Origin of the sequence: Paraburkholderia megapolitana (genome assembly GCF_007556815.1) — a bacterium.
GTDB lineage: Bacteria > Pseudomonadota > Gammaproteobacteria > Burkholderiales > Burkholderiaceae > Paraburkholderia > Paraburkholderia megapolitana.
This window is the reverse complement of the sequence record NZ_CP041744.1, coordinates 61051-82415: the sequence shown is the minus strand read 5'-3', so window position 1 is coordinate 82415 and position 21365 is coordinate 61051. Positions and strand designations below refer to the sequence as shown.

The 21365-nt window shown below is 53.6% G+C and carries 20 protein-coding genes and 3 pseudogenes; 21 read left to right on the top strand and 2 right to left on the bottom strand.

Annotated features, from left to right (window positions below; genetic code table 11):
- Nucleotides 1-43: 43 nt before the first annotated feature.
- Nucleotides 44-159, bottom strand: a pseudogene (locus FNZ07_RS34490) (GNAT family N-acetyltransferase); the annotation flags it as partial.
- A 298-nt stretch (nucleotides 160-457) separates the two neighbouring features.
- Here FNZ07_RS34490 and FNZ07_RS13140 point away from each other — a divergent pair.
- From FNZ07_RS13140 to FNZ07_RS13125, 4 genes and pseudogenes are all read left to right on the top strand, one after another.
- The gene (locus FNZ07_RS13140; protein WP_091020535.1) at nucleotides 458-763 is read left to right on the top strand and encodes a hypothetical protein; all 306 of its coding nucleotides are present in this window, start codon (nucleotides 458-460) and stop codon (nucleotides 761-763) included.
- A gap of 297 nt (nucleotides 764-1060) precedes the next feature.
- A complete protein-coding gene (locus tag FNZ07_RS13135) occupies nucleotides 1061-1651 on the top strand; it encodes a hypothetical protein (protein ID WP_091020537.1) in 591 nt (196 codons plus the stop codon).
- A pseudogene (locus FNZ07_RS34625) lies at nucleotides 1573-1846 on the top strand (ATP-binding protein); the annotation flags it as partial. The gene FNZ07_RS13135 and the pseudogene FNZ07_RS34625, both read left to right, overlap by 79 nt.
- A gap of 214 nt (nucleotides 1847-2060) precedes the next feature.
- Nucleotides 2061-2417: a BON domain-containing protein gene (locus FNZ07_RS13125; RefSeq protein WP_143098193.1), complete on the top strand. Its 357-nt coding sequence runs from the start codon at nucleotides 2061-2063 to the stop codon at nucleotides 2415-2417.
- 213 nt (nucleotides 2418-2630) lie between these two features.
- Here FNZ07_RS13125 and FNZ07_RS34070 read toward each other — a convergent pair.
- A pseudogene (locus tag FNZ07_RS34070) lies at nucleotides 2631-2989 on the bottom strand (site-specific integrase); the annotation flags it as partial.
- 591 nt (nucleotides 2990-3580) lie between these two features.
- Between FNZ07_RS34070 and FNZ07_RS33620 the strand changes: the two are divergent.
- The 17 genes from FNZ07_RS33620 (at nucleotide 3581) to FNZ07_RS13045 (ending at nucleotide 21355) form a co-directional block, all read left to right on the top strand.
- Nucleotides 3581-3745, top strand: coding sequence for a hypothetical protein (locus tag FNZ07_RS33620; protein WP_170275752.1), 165 nt, complete (start codon nucleotides 3581-3583; stop codon nucleotides 3743-3745).
- Between the two features lie 71 nt (nucleotides 3746-3816).
- Complete coding sequence (locus tag FNZ07_RS13115; protein WP_091020539.1) at nucleotides 3817-5067, top strand: YcaO-like family protein; 1251 nt, start codon at nucleotides 3817-3819, stop codon at nucleotides 5065-5067.
- Entirely contained in the window at nucleotides 5067-5747 is a 681-nt protein-coding gene (locus tag FNZ07_RS13110) for a TfuA-like protein (RefSeq protein WP_091020541.1), read from the top strand. The genes FNZ07_RS13115 and FNZ07_RS13110 overlap by 1 nt, the downstream gene beginning before the upstream one ends.
- On the top strand, nucleotides 5744-6544 hold the full coding sequence (locus tag FNZ07_RS13105; protein ID WP_091020543.1) for a hypothetical protein: 801 nt from the start codon (nucleotides 5744-5746) through the stop codon (nucleotides 6542-6544). The genes FNZ07_RS13110 and FNZ07_RS13105 overlap by 4 nt, the downstream gene beginning before the upstream one ends.
- A gap of 9 nt (nucleotides 6545-6553) precedes the next feature.
- Nucleotides 6554-6817 (top strand): MoaD/ThiS family protein, encoded by a 264-nt coding sequence (locus FNZ07_RS13100; RefSeq protein WP_218161350.1) that lies wholly within the window; start codon nucleotides 6554-6556, stop codon nucleotides 6815-6817.
- A 3-nt stretch (nucleotides 6818-6820) separates the two neighbouring features.
- On the top strand, nucleotides 6821-7927 hold the full coding sequence (locus FNZ07_RS13095) for a ThiF family adenylyltransferase (protein WP_091020546.1): 1107 nt from the start codon (nucleotides 6821-6823) through the stop codon (nucleotides 7925-7927).
- On the top strand, nucleotides 7915-9216 hold the full coding sequence (locus tag FNZ07_RS13090) for an MFS transporter (protein ID WP_091020548.1): 1302 nt from the start codon (nucleotides 7915-7917) through the stop codon (nucleotides 9214-9216). The genes FNZ07_RS13095 and FNZ07_RS13090 overlap by 13 nt, the downstream gene beginning before the upstream one ends.
- 95 nt (nucleotides 9217-9311) lie before the next feature.
- Nucleotides 9312-10193 carry a JmjC domain-containing protein gene (locus FNZ07_RS13085; protein WP_170275751.1) on the top strand — a complete coding sequence of 294 codons (882 nt, stop codon included), beginning with the start codon at nucleotides 9312-9314 and terminating at the stop codon, nucleotides 10191-10193.
- 286 nt (nucleotides 10194-10479) lie between these two features.
- Nucleotides 10480-10608 (top strand): hypothetical protein, encoded by a 129-nt coding sequence (locus tag FNZ07_RS34280; protein ID WP_281250588.1) that lies wholly within the window; start codon nucleotides 10480-10482, stop codon nucleotides 10606-10608.
- A 364-nt stretch (nucleotides 10609-10972) separates the two neighbouring features.
- Nucleotides 10973-12280, top strand: a complete 1308-nt coding sequence (locus FNZ07_RS13080) for an MFS transporter (protein WP_143098194.1) — start codon at nucleotides 10973-10975, stop codon at nucleotides 12278-12280.
- Nucleotides 12277-13575, top strand: coding sequence for a YcaO-like family protein (locus FNZ07_RS13075; protein WP_091020554.1), 1299 nt, complete (start codon nucleotides 12277-12279; stop codon nucleotides 13573-13575). Before FNZ07_RS13080 ends, FNZ07_RS13075 begins: the two co-directional genes overlap by 4 nt.
- Before the next feature lie 10 nt (nucleotides 13576-13585).
- A complete protein-coding gene (locus FNZ07_RS13070) occupies nucleotides 13586-14260 on the top strand; it encodes a TfuA-like protein (RefSeq protein ID WP_091020556.1) in 675 nt (224 codons plus the stop codon).
- 493 nt (nucleotides 14261-14753) lie between these two features.
- Nucleotides 14754-15917, top strand: a complete 1164-nt coding sequence (locus FNZ07_RS13065; RefSeq protein WP_091020558.1) for a ThiF family adenylyltransferase — start codon at nucleotides 14754-14756, stop codon at nucleotides 15915-15917.
- Between the two features lie 630 nt (nucleotides 15918-16547).
- Entirely contained in the window at nucleotides 16548-17738 is a 1191-nt protein-coding gene (locus tag FNZ07_RS13060) for a JmjC domain-containing protein (RefSeq protein WP_170275750.1), read from the top strand.
- Nucleotides 17728-18939, top strand: coding sequence for an MFS transporter (locus FNZ07_RS13055; protein ID WP_170275749.1), 1212 nt, complete (start codon nucleotides 17728-17730; stop codon nucleotides 18937-18939). Before FNZ07_RS13060 ends, FNZ07_RS13055 begins: the two co-directional genes overlap by 11 nt.
- Nucleotides 18940-18986: 47 nt before the next feature.
- Nucleotides 18987-20138, top strand: a complete 1152-nt coding sequence (locus FNZ07_RS13050) for a JmjC domain-containing protein (RefSeq protein WP_170275748.1) — start codon at nucleotides 18987-18989, stop codon at nucleotides 20136-20138.
- Nucleotides 20139-20152: 14 nt separating this feature from the next.
- Nucleotides 20153-21355 carry a JmjC domain-containing protein gene (locus FNZ07_RS13045; protein ID WP_091020565.1) on the top strand — a complete coding sequence of 401 codons (1203 nt, stop codon included), beginning with the start codon at nucleotides 20153-20155 and terminating at the stop codon, nucleotides 21353-21355.
- Nucleotides 21356-21365 lie beyond the last annotated feature (10 nt).

Genomic DNA, 21365 nt, shown 5'->3' with positions numbered 1-21365 from the left:
CAACATTTCTTGATTCCCCGAATGGTCACAGGCTGCGAGAGGTCCAGTCGCCTCCCTGTCCGATCTTTCGATCAACAGGCCATGCTCGAGCTGGTTGACCTTGTCCGGATGAATACGGTTTTTGTTGACAGAAAATCTGACGTTGTAAAAGACACCGATATCTCTGGGCGTTTATGGTTTTATGCGAGTTGAATATCTCTACCCGTCAATGTCGGCTCCGTGAAATAGTTAAAGCTCGTATCGTACCAGTCGGGCGCGAGGCGGTTTAGGGATGGCCTCCAGAGGAACGCTGGAAAGAGATGCTGGAAAGCGCGATTATCTTGAGACAAGAGTGGATAGCGCTCGGGCATGGCGGAACCGGGAGTAGGGGTGCGCATCAAGCGGCCACGGCGCTGTTGCGCCATTTGGTTCAGGGCTCGCCTGTCCAGCTGAACGAACTAATCGGGGAGAAGGCGACGTGACAAGCGAAGTCGAGAGCGGTGTATCGCTGAAATACTCTAACCTGCCGGCTCTTACGCCCTGGCAATTCGACGCGCTGATGGTGACGGCGCGAAAGCCGATGCCAAAGCGAAGGCCAATCTCGGACCGCAGTATTGCGATGGCGCGTGCCGTCCTGCTCGACGGGGCGACGTACAGGGAAGCCGGGCTTGGGCAGGGCGGCACTGCGTCAGCCGCGAAACATGCTGTGATTACGCTCCTGCGTTACTGGAACTGGAGTTACCCGGTTCAACCTCACAATCTCTTTGCGAAGACGAACGCGTGAGAATCATCGACGTCCGCACGGCCACTGTGAGGTCAATTTTCCGAGGGAGTCTGGTTGCATCTACGTTTGACTGGCCACGAGCGCCCAACGGTTTTTCTCTCGAGACAGGCCTGGTTTTCGAACGCATTCCGAGACAGGGAACATGAACCCAAAGCACGCTAGAGAATGAAAGGGACTTCCCCGTCCCGAGGCTGCGGCGGAAGCCGCAAGTCGGCATCAGCGTGCCAAGATGAAGTCCCGAGCGTTCATCAACACCAGCGAGAGGGGAAGTCCCTTTCATTCTCTAAGGGAAACGCGATGGCAAAGAAGAATCCGCGAACGATCAATGAGTTCCTGCTCTACACGTTGGACCTGCAGCTTACGAGTCACCGCTGGTCGTGGGATGCCTGCGGCGAAGACGTGGCGGTGTTGAAGCTGTGGGAGAAGCGCCGGGCGGTGCTGTCGGACAGTACCGTTCGCATCGAGGTGTGGGCGGCCCCGCCCTGGGCGAAACCAACGAAGGCCGCGCGCAACGAGCGACGGAGGAGCATCGAGCGGCTGAAAGGCGGCGGCGCCACGTATGCTGTCCTGCGCGGAGGAGATGGTTCGGACGACAGTGATTCGCGGGACTACGACGCGGACCGCATGGTCCGGTTGAGTCATGTGCAGGTCGACCCCGACGGCTACGAATATGCCGTGGTGGACCGCGAGGTCACGGTGTCCGATTTTCTTGCGCGCGGTACCGGCGCACATGCCACCCCTGTCACCGCCGCCGAACTGACCACACTGCTCGCGTCGCTCGGTGCACCGGGTGTGATCACGAAGAACAACAACCCCTGCGCGCGCCACACGACGAAGACTTCCACGACCGGGTGGCGGCTAGGTACGAGCGGGTGGCTACGATCCTGACATACCAATCTTGATCTCAGCGAATGCGGCGATGCCTTCCCCGACAACCGAGTTCTCGGCGCCGCGACGCTCGACCGGCTACGTCATGGTGCCCGCCGCATCGTCATCGAGAGCGAGAGCTTCTGTAAGCCGAAACCGATGCCTGCGAGCGGCGAAAACCCCGTTGCAGAATCCAGTAAAAAAACGCATTCTTAAGGCCGTTCGAATCCACGTTTGACACCACTTCCAACTGGCGCCATTACGGCGATCATCCCCGGCGCCTTTACGCCGATCCGTGACAGCGTTAGACTGCGGTCGCGCCCACCCCGGGGCGCATTACGTTGGTCTCTATTGATGGGCTGCTGAAAGGCGGCCCTTTTTTCGGGCGGAATCCGGGTCCGCTCATGCGCCCTGTGACGAGGAGAGAATCATGAAAGTGATCGTAGGGAAGGCACCAGGAATAGTCCTACTCACAGCATTCGTGAGCGGCCAGGTCCATGGGCAGGTGGGTGCCGGGCTCAACGAAGCAACCACAGCGACCGCGCCGGCCGGCAAGCGACTGGAGAAGAACGTGGACCGCAGGCCAGGCTACCTGGTGCGAACGGCGATCTCGAAGGACAACGGCCTCGGCGTCTCCCCCGTCACGGTGCGCGCACACGACGGCGCCGTGACGCTGGAAGGGTCGGTGCCGGATGGGTCGCAAATCGACCCGACGGGTGCCACCGCGCCGAGCGTAACGGGCGTCACGTTGGTGAACAGCAGGCATAGCATCCCGCTGCTGCCGTAGGGCATAGCCTGCGGTACGACGCCATGCGCCCGCGTACGCTGGCGCACAGGGCGCTGGTCTCATTGTCACGGGCTGCCGAAAAACTCGCTCTCGTGCTGGTCCGGGTTTCCTAAAGCAAATCAATACCAGACCGCATAACATGAAGCGCAACAGGCAGGCGGACTCACGATCGAGGAAGCATCTCTCTATTCCTATGTCGCTGGGCTTGATGACGGAGACGCGCAGGGCTGCGTGGTACAGCAGGCGAATCAGCCAGCGACTGCGTTCGTAGTACTGCCTATCCCGTTCAGTCAGGTGCGGCCACTGCTCGACGCTCGCGAGTACGTGGTCCCACAGCGTGTGATCGAGGTAGCGCTCGACCGACGGGATCGCTTGGCTGAAGTTATTCGCCCACGGCGCAGCGCAAGCGGATTGCCGGCCAGATAGCCGGCGCTCACGAGATATGGCAGCAGACCCGAGAGGATGCCAAGCGCCTGATGCCGGCTGCGTTCGGACAGTGGCCCCTCGAACAGCCGCTGCGTGCGGTCGCGTCGTAGCAGCTCAGGATCGGCCCAGTCACCGGTCGATGCGGATCGTTGTAATCTCCGTGGTGGGCGCTCGCGTTGCTCGAGTGGTTGACGACACTTCCACTCTGGCACATCGATGCCGTTATAGGTGCAGGCGTCCATCCCATTGCTTACGATTGATGAACTTCGCGTGCATCTGACGCACGTGATTGATACCTACGTCAAAGGTTTAGTAAAGAGCGCATCATTGCTGAGTTTTGTCAATCCGATTATCCCAAGATTTTAAGGCTCCCGAATTCCACGGAAATCGATCGCCCCTCGTATCTGTGAGGTACCGTTTCACGAACTGACTTTGGCAAAACACATTTTTTAATTGACGACCGGCCAATTCTGTGCAAAACAAGGGACAGATGGTTACGCCTTTCACCACTATTTGCGCCAAATATTTCATTTATATAAACATCCGGCCTTTTATATTTCATTTGCCTTTCATTTTTTGCGGCAATACGAAAGCTAAATGAATGGGTGTGGGTAGACGAATCATTCTAATTTATTTATCGCGCATCAAAAAAAGTTTGATTAGCATGTACTTGCCAGTTTGATTGAATAAACCGCGTTCAAATTGGTAAATCTCCTAATTAAATTTCGAGCTTATAAATGAATAAAGCTAACCAACAATTTTCCGAGAAGCAACTTAGTATCAATGTTTCGGATGAGGTTTCCGCTCGTCTCGACAACTTCTTTGACGAAGACAATATGCTGCTGGAGGCGTCCTGCAGCGCCCATGAGGCGAACAATAATCTCGTCAATTTTGGCTATTAAGTAGTCACTCGGCGGTAAATTTATTTGCCGCCGAAATTATCAAATCAATTCAGCGTAAAAATTAAATAAGTATGCAGCGCCTCAGTTCGAGTCTTCGTAGCATATCCGCGGAAGCAAGTATTGCCAATGCAAAGCTTGTCGCGCGGGATTTGGGTATTACTCGTGTAACGGATGTGACGTGGCTTGATAAAATCGGCATTCCCGTATTTTCCGGAATACGACCATATGCGGCGCCGGAAGTGTTGTGCGTTCACGCTGGCAAAGGGATGCGTGCAGAGGAGGCGAAGATTGGTGCCTATATGGAATCAATTGAATTTGCGTTGGCTGATTATCGTCGGCACATGAGCCGCATTAAATACGGTTCGGTTGGCGAAATCATCTCCACATTTCCGGCGGGGATGACTTTTCCTACGCTTTGCCCGCAATGGGGTTATGCCGTAGGTGAAACCACCTCGTTGTGTTACGTCGAAGGGCGGGAGATTTTCTCGGGCAATACTGTTCGAATGCCCGCTGATCTTGTGTTTCACCCTTTTCAAGCGTCGAATCATTCTTCCCTTTTTGGCGGGACGAATACTAATGGATTGTGCTCCGGTAATACAGAGCAGGAAGCGATAATACATGGAATCTGTGAAGTTCTTGAGCGGGACGTCATTTCATTCAATCGGTTGAGAAATGAATCCCGCATGGTCACGCGGTCGAGCGAGCCGGATTCAATTCGCTCAATGCGGAAAAAAGTAGAGGAAGCAAATCTATCGCTGATACTGCGATACACTTCGAATGAATATGATTTGCCGTTTTTCTCTGCGTATGTGCTGCAACCAAATGATACGGACGCGATAGCGATAGCGGATGGCTTTGGGCTGCACCCGATTGCCGAAGTCGCCGCCGTTCGCGCTGTGGCTGAAGCGGTGCAAAGCCGGCTTTCGCACATTCACGGCGGCCGCGATGACATCATCGAACGAGTGGCGTACTTCGAGACGCACGGTCGTGATCACGAGATCCTAGCAACCTCCATGCTTCGCGCATCTGTTTCCGATAGTTCTGACCCTATAGATTTCGAAGAAATACCAAGTTATGAGCGAAGTATTACGGATCTCGATAGCGCTATGTGGCAACTTCGCCGGGCGATGCAAAAAGCGGGGTTTGAGTATTGCGTCACCGTTCCGTTGAGCGAGCCAGATTTTCCTTTTTCTGTTATTCGGGTCGTTATCCCGGGCGCGGAACATGTAGATCCCAAATCTAAGCGAGTAGGTCCCCGCTTTGCACATGCGTTGGCTAGCCAACCGGCGGCTGAAAGCTCTTTGCCCCGGGAAGACGCGTAATGGAAATTTCTCGGCTTTCATGCCATTTTTTCGTGGGACCAACTTGCCATGGCCTCGAGCTTCCTGAGAACTGGTCTGATGGACTGTGCATTCACCCACCAGTTCGTCGGGGTGATATTGCGCGACTATGCAAGAAGGATCTGGGTGGAGTCATCGTGATCGTGGACGGAACCTACCATCGCTATCCTGCCGTCGCGCATGCTGAAATCAGAACCGCACTTGAACAAGGCTGGGAGGTATGGGGGCTTTCTTCGATGGGCGCAATCCGCGCGGCGGAAATGGCATCACTTGGTATGAAGGGCTTCGGCGTGGTCTACGAAGCCTTCGCAGAGGACGAAGATTTACCGGACGACGTGGTCGCACTGGTTCACGCCGACGAACCGCCATATACTCCCGTCAGTGAGCCGCTAATCCACATCAAAGCATATCTTAAAGACCTCATTGACAACGGCTTGATCGATTCTGCGCAGTATCGTGAGGTCATAGCCAAGATCTCTTGTACCTGGTTTGGAAACCGTACGCTACCTGCCCTCCGCACGCTGTTGAGTCACTCCGGCACTGGCGCAACGCAACTAGAGGAATCGTTAAGGCGGATGAAGCATTTTCAACGCTATCGAGTCAAGTGCCATGATTTCAAGGAATTCTTGGTTGCTCGACCTTGGGTCGCGGGTCGGAAATGATGCAGAACCTTGCTGCTGGAGCCCTAGTCAAAGAGACGCTGCTAACAACGCTTGGCGGTCTACCACTCACTGGACTGGAATTCAACGCTAATTATTTGGCCTCGCTTGTCACCTTGAAACGGCAGCGCTTGGCAAAATCATCGCGGCCTGCGGGCGACTTCATTGCGCCGCGCGCGGCGCATGACGTATATCGTCAATGTGCCCGCGAAGCGGTCGATGTTCCGGATTTTTCTGAGTTGAGCGTCGGTCAACAAGCCAACGTGACTAGCGCCCTTGCTCGGATCACAGATCTATTTCCAGAATGGACGCTTTGCTTTTCGGTGCCGGTGGAGATCAGACTGTGTGATTCGATTCTCAGCTGGACCAGCAGCTTTGTGCCGCAGCAAATCATGCTGGGGCCTCGTGCATTTGAAGAAAACTCGCTCCTTGAGGAACTGTTGATTCACGAATACTCGCATGTTTGGATGGGATTCATTCGAGAAATCGCTGATATGCACGATTATCGGAATCCGGGCGTATTCGTCTTGCCGTCAGGTACTCGCGGAAAGGATGCACGCGGTGTGATTTTCGCGGGGATGTTTGCGACATCGGTGTGCATCTATCTCGAACGCAAATTAAAGTACGGGAGCGCGACAGGGGGCGAGATGCTTCGCTTGGAACACCTGCATTCATATCGACTAGGTTGCATCGAAATGCTCGATGGCAGCCCGCATCTAAACGCTTTGGGGCGGGACATCGTCAGTAGGATGAAATCATGCTTCGAAGTCAAACATTGCCAAACTAACTCAGATATTTAGAGACGCCTCGTGATTCAAATTTCCCTGCCGAGCCAACTTAAATCTTTAGTGCCTCCTTCAGCCAACTTAGTCTTAGATGGAACCACCTTACGTGCTGCGCTAAGACAACTCGTCGAACGTTTCCCGCTTTTGAATGAACAAATATTTGACGAGCGTGGCGCAATTCGCGAATTCCTCAACATCTTCGTTGAAGGCGAAGTGGTGGAAGATATGAACACACCTTTGCGACCGGGCGCCGACGTTCAACTGATTATGGCGGTTGCTGGAGGCTAGACGATGCAAGCACAACTGACCGCGGGTGAACTCGCTATGTATGCTAGGCAGCTCAAACTGCCGGGTATGACAATCGAAACGCAGCTTAAGCTTAAGCGTGCACGAGTGCTGGTAGTTGGCGCCGGAGGATTGGGGTCGCCGGTACTACTCTATCTAGCAGGCGCGGGGGTTGGTAAGATAGGCATCGTGGACGGCGACTCCGTCAGCGTGAGCAATCTTCATCGGCAGGTGCTGTTCGACCAGCGTACCGTGGGCACTTCGAAAGTTGAAGCAGCGCGCGATCGTCTGCTAGCATTGAATGGCAACATCTCTGTTGAAGTGCATCAGCTTTTCCTTTCGCGGGATAACGCGGCGGCCATCTGTGCTCAGTATGACGTTGTGGTCGACGGAACAGATAATTTCGCAGCTAAATATCTGCTAGACGAGATCTGCGGAATGCTCCAAATTCCCTTGGTGTATGCCTCCATATTCCAGTTCGAGGGCCAACTTTCGGTGTTCCATTGGGCAGCCGACCCCGAAGGACCCAAATCATACCGAGATCTATACCCTGCACCTCCCAGCCGTGACATGGCGCCAAATTGCAGCGAAGCCGGCGTGATCGGCGTTCTGCCGGGTATCCTGGGCACACTGCAAGCCAACGAAGTGGTGAAGATCATCACGGGAATCGGTGAGCCGATAAGCTCAAAATTGTTGGTGTTCGACGCATTGACCTGCAATACCCGACTTTTGAAGTTCAAACATCGAAAGTCTGCCGTGCCTGTAGAGCACATCGACGATCGATGCGTCACACCTGACTTTGAGATATCTGTCGCGGAGCTTCTTGACTGGCTCAAACAAGGCAAAGCAGTTGCGCTGATTGATGTGCGGGAACCGCATGAGCATCAAGCAGCCGCAATCGGCGGAACGCTAATCCCTTTGGCCACGCTGCCGGAGCGACTCAGCGAACTTTCCCAGGCAGCTCTCATCGTATGCTATTGCCAATCGGGGGGACGTAGCGCTAAGGCCGCGAGATTCCTCGAATCGAAAGAATACCGGACCAGCTATAGCCTTCGCGGTGGAATGAACGCGCTTAACGCATCGTTGATCGAAGAAATAGCATGCTCCATTTGAAGACGAAGCTTGGTTTTCCATTTCACGTATTCCAGATCGGCCTTGTTTGTGGGAATGCATCTGTTCAATTCCTGCGGGTGGCAACTGCATGGTGGGCGTTGGGCAAGACCGGATCACCAGCAATATTTGCCTCTATCCTCGCGACTGCAAGCGCGGCAGAGGTCTATGCCAGGCCAATGCTTGGATCACTAGGAGATCATTTCCCTAAGCTCCGAGTCGTGAGTGCAACGCAAGCATTAACCGCGTTGGCCGCAGTCCTGATCTTGATCATGTCGTTGTCAGGCACGTTCAATACGTATGTGCTTACCGGATTGCTGTTGATCTCGAGCTTGAGCTCTGCAGCGCGTGATCCGGCAGCGTCAGGTGCCGTACCGTTGCTCGTTAAGCCCGAGCAAATCACTGCGGCGGTGGGTGTGCGCATGACTACGAACTCCACTTTGATGCTTGTGGGTCCGATTATTGGAACGTCTACGATCGGAGTATTCGGCGTCGGCGCGACGTTCATACTGGCTGCGATTGCAAGCTTGGCTGGTGCAGTGTTGGTTTTGTTCTGCCATATCCACTTCGGTGTGCAATCGTCTCATACGAAGTCTGGTGCGTATTTCGAGGTTTGGTGGCCGAAGACGAAGGAAGGTTTCCGAGCTGTAAAGCGTACAACGGCAGAATTTCAGTTAGCCATCGTGGCGGCGTTGGTCAACTTGGTCATGTTCCCTTTCTTCACTGTGGTACTTCCCTCCTGGGTTAAGTTGGAGCTGAAGGCACCAGCGACTGTTATAGGGATATTTGATACCTGCTTCGGGATCGGGCTTCTTCTCGGTACCACCGTCACCGTTAAGGTATTGAACAGACAGGTTGGCCGATTTGGATCAGTATTTATAGGATTTTGCCTGTTAGGGATCGGTCTCTTGTCGACCGCGCTCATGAAGAACGAGGCAACCTGTTTTGGTTTTGCTATCTTAATGGGGAATGCATTTTCGCTCATTAATGTCAACACCAGCTCGTTGCGGTCGGCCGCCACGCCGGCTAATTTCCGCGCGCGAATGAATGCGATGGCGGTTTTTATATCGACCTGCGCCAACCCGCTGGGACTTCTGGCCGCTGGCGCTGGCGTGGAGATTTTGGGGGCAAAAACCGTGATGCTTATCGGCGGCATAGCTGTTATCGCAATTGCCCCGTTTATCACACTTCTTGCGCACACTCGCCGCGCGCTAAGCCTGCCAGAGAGTGAGATCATAGATTTTTACGAACGGACGTACCCGGCCGCCTTCCAATCAGGTCAGGTAAGCTAATGCGAGACACTATCCCGTCCGTTTGCGCAGACGTTGCCGCTTGCCTTACGCAACAGGAATGGCAACGAATCGATGAGGCATCCAGCAAGAACGACATGCTCCTCATGCAAGGGAATGAGCGCTCCTTCACGTCGGTTTTCTCGTGGAGTGGACTCAACGAAGTACTCACCTTCAGAAATCTCGATTTCCCTCGCTGCAAATTGATAAAGAACGGTAGGGCGCTGGAGCCGGCGAAATACCTGAAGGTGCGATCCGACGCGCTTGGCGAGCGCGTGCGTGGAATCAGCGTCGAAAAAATAGCATCGCAACTCGAATCAGGTGTAACGCTGGTGATTGAAAATTTGGACGATCTCTGGCCGGCAGTGCGTGGAGTGAAAATCGCCTTGGAATCTCGCCTAGGCGAGAAAGTAGGAGCCACGCTGTTCGTGGGCACGGGTCAAAGCGCCGGCTTCACTACGCATTGGGATGACGGAGATGTCCTCGTCTATCAAATACAAGGGCAAAAACGCTGGCAATTGCACGAGCCGAGTGTGATCAGTCCAATGAAAGATATCCACGGGACATTACCACCGCCGACCACGCCTCCGGTCTGGGACCGCATCATTGCACCCGGGGACGTGCTTTATCTGCCGCGTGGTTGGTGGCACACACCTATTCCGATCAATGAACCATGTATGCACATCTCGTTCGGCTTTCGGCGCAGAACGGCAATGGACTTCTTCCGCTGGCTAAGTCCGTACGTCGCGGAAAGTCCCGTGTGGCGCCAAAACCTGACCAGAGATAAGCTGCCGCCAGTCGAATCCCAATTGGAAGCGCTGCGCAGTGCGCTTAAACAGCTACTCGATGAGCCCAACCTGCTTGATCGATATCTGGAAAGTATGGGCGATGGCGTGCCAACCCCACAGCCTTTGCTCGTTTTCGACGGTGCAGGCGTGCATTGTGCCTATCGGGACAAGCATGTGGCGAAAACAGAATGATATCGAAGAAGGGATACTGAGTCAGATCTGATTTACGACGACAATCCAGCGACATCTCATTTTCGATGAATTTTGTCTAGGAAAGCGAAGTATCAATTCGCGTTGGGCCTTGCCGTGCCATCATATACGCGTAAGTTGCCAATGAATGCCCGTGGTTTGAACCACGTAGCAATTCGACATAGCTTTCTTTAGAAATATTAATGCAGTCAAAATTTAATTGAGGTATAGTTTCCTCGCACGAAATATTTCGTGCGGATTGCTAACTAATGTAACTAAGGAAATAGCAATGGAAATCATCGCAAAGTCGGAACAAGTCAAACAACAACTGATCACCCAGCCGCTGCAAAAGCTGTCCAAGAAGGATCTCATTGCGGGTCCGTCGGCTATCAATACGTTGCCGCCGAGCCAGAAGTAATTGATGGGCGGAGGTGCCGTCGCTTGGGTGGCGGCACCTCCACTCCCGTGGAGGCGACCGAGTCGACTCTGCGGGAGCTGGTTCATCGTGCCATCGACGTTCACTTGAACAGCGGCCGGTCTCGTTCCAGGTCGCGACGCCGCCTCGGAGGTCGAAGTGATGACTCTTGGTAGCAAACTGCTCAGCACTTCCGAAGCATTGCTTCTCTGACCAAGCGGTGCTCGAGAGAGTCTTGTTGCCCCACTTATTCGATCCTTTCATCTCGCCCCCGTCAGATCGCAATGGTCGGTATCTTTGATTTCAGTTGCTCCATCCTAGGGCCGGTTTCTTAAGCAGGGATTCGTTTTCGAGCACCGGTGAAGAAATGAGATATATCTACAATGCACGCCAATTGGGTCTGGGTATGCCGCAGGTCCTCGCAAGCGAGGCGCTGACTTGGCTTGGACTTATGATGGGGCACATCACAGTGATGTGGTGGGTGACGCAGTCGGGTGGGGTTCGCGATTTGTCGGTATTTGGCGTAGTCATCGCTGTAATCTCTTTGGCTACCGCGCCTTGGTTGTCGCCGCTAGGCGATAGATTTCCAAAACGTACGATGCGGGTGCTAGCGATCGGACTGTTTGCCCTCGTAGCTTTGGCGATGGAGTTGCTCGCCTGGAACAACATTTACGACTTGGCGGCTCTCATCGTGCTGGAGGCAATTGCCCTATGTGCCAATGCAATTTTCGCCTCGGTATCTTCGGCGCAGCTCATTGAATTGGCAGATACCAGTTTTCTGTCTAAGTCATTTGCGTACCAGAAATCTGCTCAGTCGGTTGGTCGCCTCGCAGGGCCTGGTGTGGCGGGGCCGTTGCTCTCGGTATCCAGTACGGCTAATGCGTTTTTGATTCAAGCAGTGGTGCTTGGTATCGCAGCGCTGCTGGCTTGCTGTGTTCCGTGGCACGCGGCTGGAGTTCACTCGAAAGAAAGGTGTTCGTGGATCGTCAATATCCGCGAGGGATTACGTGCGTCAATGACTGTGCCTTTGGAGCGCAATTGGATATTGGTCAGTTTCCTGTCTAGCCTATTTTTACTCCCAGTGTTAAACATGCTTGTGCCGTTGAAGGTGCAATCGCTACAACTGTCAGGAAAATGGTTCGGTTGGTGCGAAGCGATGCTGTCGCTGGGAATGCTGTTGAGTGCGCTTAAGGGAACGGAAATAACGGTACGCTGGCTAGGCCGTCGCCGCGCACGGATAGTTGCTGGTATCTTGCTCGCGCTAGGTTTGGTGGCTTTTGGAGCAAGCGAGAATCCTATGGTGCTCTTGGCCACTTTCTGCGTTGCCGGATTCGCGCAGTCAACGCTTATGCTCGTGGGTTTCACTCATCGCACGCTTGCCCGGCCCACGCACATGCAGGCTCGCATGGCGGCCATTGCAGGCATGAGTGTCGACTTTGCTTCCCTCCTAGGGCCCGTGCTGGCAGGTTTAGCCTTAACGCGGGTATCTGTAGGAGCGGCTTACATGGGGTTTGCGCTCTGCGGCGCGCTGCTCGCGCTAGCTGTCTCGTGGCTGCCCGGTGTGGGCACTCTATTGGATCTGGACCATGCGGCGGCGGAAGGTTGGTACGCCAAGGTCTGGCCGATGGCCTTTAACCATTCTGAACTGTCCAGCATAACCGCGGACCTGAAATGAGTAGAGAACTTATCAGTCAGTATCCGGCGCTGACTCTCAGAGAGGAGCTGGCGCGGCAAGAACCAGTCGTGTATTCAGCCAACGGCAACCGGTCATTCGACGGTGAGGCATTCCTCGCCCGGATCGAGCGAATTGCACCGCTGGTCGGTATTACGCGGGTCGCTGACATTTCACGACTCAGCCCTACGCCTTTCCCGGTCTACCAGAGCTGCCGTCCGAACCTCCATCTCAGCGCCGACTACGGACAGAATTCAGGTGCGCAAGGAAAAGGGGCCACCCAGACCCAGGCTCGTATCTCATGCCTGATGGAAGCGATCGAGAGTTATTGCGTGGAGCCACGTGTTCCGCAGCTACTACGTGCGAGCTGGGATTATCTGCGCAGGCAACGGCTAGCAGTGCGTCCCGACCAGTTCATTCAGCGTGCAGAGCACTCCCTGGGTATCGACGATCAGTTAATGTGGACCCCCGCGTATTCCGTTCGGCTGCAATGCGAGGTTTACGTTCCGGCCGAGGCAGTCTATTTTCCGTTCATCCCTTCCTACTACGACACGGGTGCCGGATTCATAAGTGGTTCCAACGGTTTGGCCTCTGGCGCCACCTACCTTGAAGCGACGGTTCACGCGCTGTACGAGTTGATTGAACGCTACTACGTTAGTCGTATGGAAGCCGGAGGTCTGGCCTTGGAGGCTCTATATGAGGATGAAATCGAAGATCCTTCGCTACGAGCCGCGTTGGGTCAAGAATCCTCAGACTACATCATTCAGCTTTATGCATTTTTTTTGCCCGGTTTAACGAACCTTCCGATGGTACGCGCCTGCCTGATCAGCGGGGATACCTTCTATTCCGGTTGGGGATGTGCGGGAACAGTGGACATCGCTGTCTCTCGTGCGGTCTCTGAGGCACTGCAATGTCGCGCGACACACATCAGTGGTAGTCGCGAGGATATGAAGATGCACACCTTCGCCTCGGCAAGCGTTGATCCTGAAGACGAGGTCTTCGGCCTTTGCATACAGCCTGAGGAACGGACGCTGCACATGGAGGATTTTCGCCGCCGAGTACACGATCATCGCTTCAGCAATCTAGGCGAGGAGCTCCGGTTCGTATTCTCATGGTTGTTCGAACTCGGTCACGACAATGTGCTCGTCGCCAACCTGACGCGACGTGGTGTCGACGTACCGGTGGTCAAAGTACTGATACCAAGCCTCGATGTCCCGAAAGAATTCAAGTGCGCAAAATTTGCCAACAAAGAGGATCGGGCGCCCTTCCATCGGCAGTACCGCATCGACAGCCACTAGGGGGCACTACATGAAGCTCAAGATTTACGGCGGTCTTAGTCTTACCCTCGAACAGGTTTGTTCCGTGCTGCCCGAAGCCGTTTCCCTGCCGCCCATTCGGCGGGGCGATCTTTTGCGTGATGTTGAAGAAGGGGTGAATGTGGTTGGGATTATCGACGGAGAATTTTTTCAGAGCATGGCCGTAACGCCCACTGAAGTGCTCGATGCTCTGCGGACCGGCATGGTGGTCTACGGCGCGGGGAGTATGGGTGCCCTCCGTGCTGCAGAGCTACATGAGTTCGGAATGGTAGGTTGTGGCCGGATCTTTGAACAAATCCGTGACAACCCTTACTTTCTCGATGATCACCTCGGTGTGACTTTCGAGGACGCTAGCAGTTCACACGTCTCGTTTCCGATGGTTGATTTCGCTGCGACCTTGGAGGCATTGGTGATGACCGGCAGTCTTGATGAATCGAGCGCCGAACGATTATACGGAGTTTATGCCAGCCTACATTTCGCGGAACGCGGTCTAGCTCGGTTGGCGGTACATCCGGCTCTCTCGAGAGAACCCCGTCTGATGCGTGCCATCAATCTAATCTCGGCCAACGTCGTGCGCCAGAAAGAGCTCGACGGGTGGGAGTTGCTGCATCGCATTCGTGATGATCTTTCGAAGGTCGTGATCCTCAATACAACCCTCAATTCATAGCTAAGGTCCTGAGTATGGTAACTCTCATTCTTCCTTCACAGATGTCGCAGCGAGCGAGTTGCGACCAAAAACTCCTACTGGAGGGGGATAGCGTTGCGGCGGTGCTTGAGGCTGCTGTGCACCTTATCCCTGCGCTTAAGACGCAGATTTACGCGAATGCACCCTTAGTCAATCGCTATTTGCGGATCTTCGTCGACGGGAACCTGTGCGTTGCGGACCCACGTGAAGCTCCGGTTTGCTCTAGTTCTGAAATCCGACTGTTGACAGCTCTGGCAGGGGGTTAGGTGACATCGAATGAGGTCTCCAAGTTGATTGCACACCAACTAGGTGCGGTGCGCCGTAGTAGCTCCACGAATCAGCGAGTTCAGATTCAAGGACTGCTACGAGAAATACCGCATCATTCTCATGATGCACTATACCGCTGCAAGATTTGCTCTCTCGCTGTGGATGAGCCGTAACTAGAAGTTGAAGAACTACCGGAGAATACTGAATAATGAGTCATCTAGTCCGACTCCTCGAACAAGCCCGCCGCATGGTGCACGAGGTTGACGTTGCCACGGCCAGTCTTGACGCAACAGCCCGCGTCATCATCGACTGTCGCGAGCCGGAAGAGTCGCGCACAGGTGTAATCTCGGGCGCCCTGTGCATCCCCCGCGGGTTACTCGAGTCGAAGGTTGAGCGACTAGTGACAGACAAGGGGCAGTCGATCGTGGTCTACTGCGCCTCAGGAATCCGCAGTCTACTGGCCGCCAAGACTATGCACGAGATGGGGTATAGGCAGGTAGTCAGTCTCGCTGGCGGCATCGAGGCCTGGAAAGCTGCCGGAGGCCAACTCTCGCAAATGCACGAAGACTTCCAATTTGACCGCGAACGTTACCTAAGCCAACTGAAGCTACCCGAACTCGGCGAAGCTGGCCAAGCACGCTTGAAGCGTTCGAGAGTCCTCATTATCGGTGCCGGCGGACTCGGTTCTCCGGTGGCGTTGTATCTTGCAGCAGCCGGAGTAGGGACGCTCACGCTGGTGGACAACGACACGGTGGATAAAAGTAATCTGCAGCGTCAAATTCTGCATACCACCGACCGCATTGGACTTGCGAAGGTCGAGTCCGCTTGGATTGCCCTGCGCGCACTTAATCCAGATGTGAAAATCGACAGGTTGCAACGCCGTTTCGACTTTGCTCTGGCTCAGCGGGTCGTGCCTGATCACGATATAGTTATTGATGGGACCGATAATTTCGCGACCCGCTATCTTGTAAACCGCGTGTGCCATCGTTTCGGTAAGCGCTGTGTCCACGGCTCAGTCTACCAATGGCAGGGCCAGGTGGCGGTCTTCGGCGGCGAAGGGCCGTGCTACGAATGCGTTTTCCCAGTAGCGCCAAGTGGCGAGATGGCTCCGAACTGCGCAGAAGGTGGTGTGCTCGGCGCGGTGACTGGCGTCGTCGGAGCGGCGATGGCCAGCGAAGCTCTAAAGTTGTTGTGTGGTATCGACGGCGGGCTTATAGGGGCTATGGCGAATTTCGACCTGAAGAGCATGGATTTTGTCCGCTTGAAGCTTGAAAGGGATCCCCATTGCAAGTGCTGTTCGATGCCAAGGGAAGCCGCGCCCATGGAGTTACCGGGTACAAGCGTTGCCGCTTGCGTAGTTGAAGGTCGCTGAAGTCATGCGAGCGGTGTAGAGGAGGTCCGAAATGCTCTGTGTGAGGGCTGTTTTGTCCGCGCCAACTGAATTTTGAGCCGCCAGGGGCGGCGGTCGCCGAGCGAACCGGACCGTTTTGCTCCCGCGCGGCTCCTAATCGAGGCGGCCGCAATCTGCCCGCTGGGACAGTACGGTCCCGCCTTCGGGCTGCTGGACTTTCATGCGGCAGCTTACTGCCGTTCCGCCGCACTGGGCGTGGAGTTCTGCTGACACGGCCCGCAACACGACGAAACTCCGCGCCAATCCGCATTTACATCGTTTCGTAATAATTCGTTTCTGCACTCACACACGGCTTTTTTGTGCGTAAGCGCCATGAATATGATATTTTATCTGGCCGCTTGGCGGCATGTAAGCCTTATTCTCACACTTCATAAGGGTATGGAAAATGACGCTTAATCCGGAAGATATCAAACTCGTTTTGCCCGAAGCAATCGTTGTACTGTCCCAGCACGAAATCTTTTCCTGAAGTAGTTTCACCGCCGTAAGTCGCAACACTAGTAGTCGCAACGATTAAGTGCGGTTGACTGGCCGATCTGTAATCTGTCGGCCAGTTCACTCGGACTCTGTTACCCACCACCGTACGAGGGCATCGTGCTGGCCGAACATATCTTCGGGAACATCAGTCTGGATGTATTTTCAAAAACCTATTTAAATAAAAAGCATACGGTCTTGCAGGGCGCAAGCCGACTTCCAGATCTTTGGAATCTCAAGATACTTGACGATTACCTGAATTCCCACGAAGGGCGGCTGCATGAGTTTGTAAAGGGCTCCAACGACGGACGTCCAGTCGACATACCACCGACCACCGATCGGGAAGGTCCGACGCAGAAAAGCTTTATCCGGTCTGCACTCGCCCAGGGCACGACTTTCAAAATCGCTGAACTGGAGCGGCGCACACCTGTCTTCGGAGCGATTTGCAGGGAAATTGAGCGAGTCTTTGGCGGAAATGCGGTCGCCAAATTTTTCCTGACGCCGCCTGCACGCAAAGGTTTCTCGCCACATTTCGATCACGAGTCTGTCTTTGCGATCCAGCTCGTCGGCACCAAGTGCTGGACCATCTATCCGCGCTCTGTCGTGAACCCCAAGCGCTCGATGGCTCGCCTGATCACTTCAGAGGAAGCCTCCGAACCCATCGACTCGTTTGTGCTTGCACCCGGCGATGTCCTTTATTTGCCTCCCGGCACACCGCATTCAGCGAAATGCGAAGAAGGTGCGTCGCTACACGTCAGTATTGGTCATCTTGCCTGGACGCCTAACGACGTAATTCAGTTTGCCGTGAACAGCCTTTCCTTTGTCGAACCTGCATTTAATGCTCCCCTGTATTCCTCCGAGCCATATTGCGGAGTCTTGCTGCGAGAAGCCTTGAACAGGTGTATTCAAACTCTCCAGGAATTGAATCCTGACGAGTCCTTCGCCAATTTTTGCAATTCCATGAATTCCGTCCGACCCGCTGTCAACGACCGTGGAATAAGCAATCTTTTTTCCCTGAGCGGTTTGAGCGAGAATTCCCTGATAACGTTAAATCGTTCCAAAATCATCAGGAAGACCGTCACGGACGAGAAATTACGACTCTACATCTCTGATATAAGCAATGTGCTTCAAAATCCCGAGAAACAATCACCTTTTCTCGAGCTACCAAAAATGGTTGAACAGGAAATTGATCATATCCTGGGCCTTACTGAACCATCCGCCATCAGGGACCTTCCCGGAGTACTTGACGTAGCCTCGAAACTGGTATTGGCGAAAGAACTCGTTCGCAATGGAGTGCTGGATGCAATCTAGATCGTTCCGGCCAATTTTGATCGGGGATATTTTTGCGAACTTTGGTTCATGGATCGATTTCCTTGCCATCCTGAATCTGAGCGCCTACCAGTTCAAGGCATCGTCCTATGACATGGCCTGGCTCAGTTGTGCACTACTGATTCCCGGCATCGCTTTCGCACGCAAGGTAGGGCGGATTTGCGACAGACATGATGCGAAGCGAATCCTCTATGCGGCCGTATTTCTGCGCATCATCGGCACTCTGGTGATCCTTTTCGCGAACCGCTACGTTGAATTCCTGTTTTTCGTCGCAGCTCACTCCGCTGCCAGCGCATTCATTGTCCCCGCCATAAATACACTCACCGCACGAACGTCGCCGAGCGATCTGCTGGCAAAGCGCTTTTCTCTACTTAGTGTCACAAACAATAGCTGCAAGATTCTGGCTCCCACGATCGGTGCGGCGGCAAGCCAGTACTTTGGAGAACATAGTGTCCTTGTCGTTTCGGCCGTACTAACAGGACTGGGTGGGATCTGCTTTCTCTTCGCAACAAAGGCAGGGGTCAAGGATGACGCCGATCCTGCAGAAAACGAAAAGGAGACAGGAAAACAGTCGGCATCGAACCAGGCATCGCCGATACCGTTGCTCGTCATAGTCGGTATATACGCGTTCCTTGGAATGGCCGTCAACAATCAGATGCCGCTCATCCTTAAGGATCTGGGTTTCACAAAGCATGTGATCGGGTTACTGGTTTCCTCGGCCGGTGCTGGGGGAACGATCGGCGCGCTCTATCTCGTGAAAAGGAGCAATGGCGCCTCGAAGAGCGGGCGATTCCAGGACATGATTTTTCCGCCACTCGTCTCTTCGGTCCTGTTTATCCTGATCGGACTGATACTTCGCGACCACTCCAGCTGGAACACGATAGCGCTTTGCGCGTGTTTTTTTGTCTCTGGTCTTGCTGGGGCATCGTTCGCAGTTACATCGAATGTATACATGAGCCGGACGTTCACCAGGAATCTTGGAGAGATCAGCTCCGTACGCCAGGGTGTTCAGTCAACGGTCCAGCTCGTGGCCCCGGTTGTCGGAGCATTCCTTCTAGGCCGCTTCAGCTCTCCCATGGTTTTCATCATGGATGGCTGTCTCGTCTTCCTTTTGCTGAGCGGATCATTTTTCTATAGCACAAGGTACTTCGGGGCATCAGCTTTGAGAAAACCAGCAGGATAATTTCAGGAATGAACATGCGACCAAGTCCGAGTACGCTTAGCCGATATATGAATGAAACCGCACTGGGAAATCTGTCAACGTCAGAATCGCCCAAAGCGCATTTCGTGGAGGCGGATCTTCATGACGTTCTGCCGAAGATTAGTATAATAGAGAAAGATCTGTACTCCTTCTTTAAGAAGTTTTCGCACGATACGCAAAAAATTCGTCTCTTTAGTAATCGCACAGAAGTGTCTGACGACGTGTCGTCTTTCCTAGGAAATTACGACAGCTTGCTGCAATTAAGTCGCGATCTGAAATTAACATTATACTTGACGGACTTGCACCAGCACGTCGCCTATCTTGGTGAATTCGCCGCCATGATGGGTAATTCACTGGATGCAGACATCACCATCAGTGCCTTCGTCAGCCCGGAAGACAGTGCCTATACACCGGTGCATTACGATTACCACGACGTTTTCGCGTACCAGATCGCAGGCGAAAAGCATTGGAAATGTTTCGATTACTCCGGGAAACCATCTGCGAGCCTGAACGGTTATCAGATTGATGAGGCACTCATCGGTGAGGAGCATCTCAAGGGCCTGGTTGCGCCCGGTCACGGTGTATTTATACCTACAGGCGTGCCGCATCAAGCGTACACCCAATCTGCTTCGTCCATACATTTCTCAATCGGAATCAGGCGAAATCGCAGCGAGGAAATGGGAGCAGCGTTATTTTCGTCAACGTGGCGCCGCGTACTTTCCGAAAACAAAACCCGCAAACTATCACCCTTTAGCATGACCAGGCTGGTTGCGGAAAGTCTCGCACACGATGTTTCAGAAAGCGATCTGGAGCTCCTGCACAACAAATGGAAAATCGCAAAAAGCAGCAGATACAAGCGTGTGCATTCAACTTACAACCCCGATACCAATGCCAGATTTCAGCTCACTCCTGGGAGTTTGTATTTTTGCGAAGAAACAACTGAGCATTTGATAGTCAGTTTTCCAGTCGAATTCAAGCAGGGCGTTGAGATCGACATTGGCTCGTTTTCACCGGGGAAACTGCAACTCCCAAAGGGCGCCGTCGCACTATTCGATCTTCTGCAAAAATCGCCCGATGGCTTTTCATTTTCCCAGGTTGCCGACCTGTATGGGGAAGCGACGAGCCATACGGTGCTTGCGATTTTGATACAACACGCAATTATTCGTCAGTTTAACGATTAGAGGGCGACACAGACATGGAAACGCTTTCAAAGTACGTTTTCGGAACGGCTTCACCGTCTGAATTTATGGCTGGCGTGATCGGCAGGCACTACCACATCTATCGGGACGCAAGTCAGCTCTGGAGAGACGTCTCACTCGTCGATATGGAAAGATATTTGAACCAGTGCGAGGGGCATCTGCATACGTTTATCCGCGTCCTCGACAAAGGCAACGATCTTCACATCCCAACAGAAGCTCGATTTACGCAGGAAACGCAAAAAGCGTACATTGACCGCGCATACGCGGGTGGGGCGACAGTCAAGGTGGAAGACTACGATAGCCGTCATCCGGTCGTCGCCGCAATGTGTCGGGAGCTCGAAGCGTTTATCGGTGGTAACGTGTATGCGATGTCGTTCCTGACACCGGCCGGACAGCGTGGATTCCCCGTTCACTTCGACGTCGCCGACGCACTGATAATCCAGCTTGAGGGGTCGAAGCACTGGAAGATCTACGACAAGGTGATCGACTCACCGACACACGCACTCAACTATCGGATGTCTCAGAGTGCCGAACCAGCGCCCATCGATGAATTCGTGCTGAACAAGGGTGACGTTCTGTACATACCGAGTGGTGTGCCGCACAGCGCACTATGTACGACGGAGCATTCGCTTCATCTAAGTGTCGGTCTGAACGTATGGAAGCCATACCAGCTGCTAAATTTCGCAGTATCCCTTCTGACAGAATCACTGTCATCGTTACGCTCGCCAATCTATAAAAACGACGCCGATAATGAGCGCAGGATTTCAGCGGCCATAGATGAATTTTGCTCGAAATTAAAAGACGTTGAACCACGCAAGCTACTTGATTCATTCGAGACATCATTCAATGCAAATCGTCCGGAAGTGAATGGTCAGGCAATGACTAACTTTTCTCTGGCGCAAGCAATAACACAAGATACCCGGGTGAGTCGGAACCATCTCAAATTTGCGAAATTAAAAAAATCCGGCGATAAAATGAGAATTTTTCCTTCGTCGACCATACGGCCTGGCAAATCACTGCTTCCCGCGTCGGCGTACATAGAAATCCCGGACGTTGCGGAAACCGAGATCGTAGCGTTACTTGAATCTTCTGCACCTTTAAAGATTTCCGATATACCCGGGGGGCTCGACATTCCCTCCAAACTTGTACTTGTACAGCAACTTCTGAGGCAAGGAATCTTGTCAGTCGCAGCACATTGAGCTAACAGGA